Source organism: Anabaena sp. CA = ATCC 33047 (assembly GCF_963870205.1).
Taxonomy (GTDB): domain Bacteria; phylum Cyanobacteriota; class Cyanobacteriia; order Cyanobacteriales; family Nostocaceae; genus Trichormus.
Window position 1 is genome coordinate 1 of sequence record NZ_CAWMSA010000072.1, and the last position, 2090, is coordinate 2090.

1 protein-coding gene is annotated in these 2090 nt (G+C 45.9%); it reads left to right on the plus strand.

Annotated features, from left to right (window positions below):
- Positions 1 to 2090, plus strand: a 2090-nt coding sequence (locus AACS98_RS21385) for a calcium-binding protein (protein WP_157087546.1), incomplete at both ends; no start/stop codon positions are given.

The window sequence follows — 2090 nt, forward strand, 5'->3', positions numbered from 1 at the left end:
ACTTTGACTGTCAGCGACAACACTGGTGTCAAAACTGTAGGTGTGGTTAACTTTGATCATGTCAATGGCACAAATCTTAGTGATACCATCACTGGCGACGCTCAAAATAACCAACTATCTGGTAATGGTGGTGATGACACACTCGCAGCTAGTAGTGGCGACGATACTCTAGATGGTGGTACGGGGAATGATACTGCTGATTACCGCCAATTCGGTGAAAGTATTACTTTCCAACCTAGTAGTGCAGTTAACAAAGGTAGTTTTGGCACTGATCAACTGATTGGCATAGAAAGGATTGTGGCTAATGCGAGTACAGTCAATAACACCATTGATGTTTCCGCTTTGAGCAATATTCTCTCCATTAATGCCAACCTAGAAGCTGAAACTGTCACGATTACAGACAGCAATGGTTCTCAATCTTGGACTGTAGTCAACTTTGATGATGTCAAAGGCACAAATCAAGCTGACTCTCTCACAGGTGACTATCAAGATAACCAATTATTTGGCTATGGTGGTGATGACATCCTCAATGGTGGATTTGGTAATGACACCCTCGATGGCGGTAGTGGTAACGACGTACTCATAGGTGGCTCTAGCAACGACAGCCTCTATGGCGACGCAGGAGATGACAGCCTCTATGGGGACACAGGCAGCGATACATTAGATGGTGGTTTCGGCAACGATCAGTTGTATGGAGGAGCGCAAAGCGATCGCCTCCTTGGTGGAGATGGTAACGACCTACTCAGAGGTGGTAGTGAAGACGACACCCTAGAAGGGGGATATGGTAACGACACCCTGAATGGCGATGACGGTAACGATAGCCTCGACGCTGGGGGGAACTTTGACACCCTGTGTGGTAGTAGTGGCAACGACACCTTAAATGGTGGTGATGGCCTAGATACTGCCGACTACACTCCAGTGAATCGCCGACTCATTCTCACAGCTATTGACCGCATCGACAAAGATACCTTTGGTCAAGACCAACTGATTAGCATTGAAACAATTATTGCCAATAGCAATATCAATCATCACCTGATTGATGCCACCTCATGGGGAAACAATGCCAGCATCCATGTGAATCTACAAACCCAATCTTTGACTGTCACCGACAACACTGGTGTCCAGAGTCTGAACGTCATCAACTTTGATCATGTCAATGGTACAAATGGTGATGACAGGATGACTGGCGATACTCAAAGTAACCAACTATCTGGCAATGGTGGAGATGACACACTCCGAGGTAGTAGTAACAACGATACCTTAGATGGTGGTACAGGCAATGATACTGCCGATTACAGCCAACTTGGTGAAAGTATCACTTTCCGAGGGACTAGCACAGTCAGAAAAGGTAGTCTTGGCAGTGATCAACTCATTGGTATAGAAAGGATTTTGGCTGATGCGAGTACAGCCAATAACACCATTGATGTTTCCTGGTTAAGCAACATTACATCCATCGATGCCAACTTGGAAACTAAAACTGTCACGATTCAAGACATCAATGGTTCTCAATCTTGGACTGTCGGCAACTTTGATGATGTCAAAGGCACAAATCAAGCTGATACTCTCACAGGTGACTATCAAGATAACCAATTACTTGGCTATGGTGGTGATGATATCCTCATTGGTGGATATGGTCATGACACCCTCGATGGCGGTAATGGTAACGACGTACTTTATGGCAACGGGAACAACGACAACCTAGATGGGGGATCTGGCAACGACACTCTGAATGGAGAGCAAGGCCACGATAGCCTCGACGGTGGGGGACACGATGACACTCTGTTTGGTAGTAGTGGCAACGACACCTTAAATGGCGGTGATGGCAAAGATATCGCCAACTACACTCAAGTCAATCGCCGACTCATCCTCACGGCTATTGACCGCATCAACAAAGAGATGTTTGGTCAAGACCAACTGATCAGTATTGAAACGATTATTGCCAATAGCAGTGTCAGTAATCACCTGATCAATGCCACCTCATGGGGAAACAATGCCAGCATCAATGCTAATCTACAAACCGGAACTTTGACTGTCAGCGACAACACTGGTGTCAAAACTGTAGGTGTGGTTAACTTTGATCATGTCAATGG